Origin of the sequence: Nocardia exalbida NBRC 100660, assembly GCF_000308575.1 — a bacterium.
GTDB classification, from domain to species: Bacteria; Actinomycetota; Actinomycetes; order Mycobacteriales; family Mycobacteriaceae; genus Nocardia; species Nocardia exalbida.
In genome coordinates this window covers 1-384 of the sequence record NZ_BAFZ01000141.1, presented here as the reverse complement: position 1 = coordinate 384, position 384 = coordinate 1, and the positions used below count along the sequence as shown (strand labels likewise).

The window sequence follows — 384 nt, the reverse complement described above, 5'->3', positions numbered from 1 at the left end:
GGCAGCGCGCAGCCGTGCGCCCCGGTCTCCCGGCAGCCGCGGGAGTTCAGCACCCACAGCGCACCGGATCGGTGCTGGATCCGCACCGGCCGATCCGGGACAAGGCGGTCGAGCACCGTCCGGTCGAGCGGCCCCGCGACACTGTCGTGGTAGCCGACGCCGCGAATCCACCGTCCCGCCGGTAGTTCGGCGTCCGCCCGGCTCAGCGCCGCGGCGAACGCGGCGGCATCCCGGACGTGTGGCGGGCCGACCGGCACCGACCAGGCCTGCGCGGCGAGCGCCCGCAGATGGAGGTGATGATCGTGCAGTCCGGGCAGCAACCAGCCGCCGCGGGCGTCCAGATCGTCCTCGCCGGGCAGCGGCCGCAATCCGGTGCCGCACTCG

At 75.5% G+C, this 384-nt stretch carries 1 protein-coding gene; it reads right to left on the bottom strand.

Annotated elements, in window-relative coordinates; translation table 11 throughout:
- The coding region (locus ON29_RS29810) for an amidohydrolase family protein (protein WP_040871438.1) at positions 1-384 on the bottom strand (384 nt) is incomplete at both ends.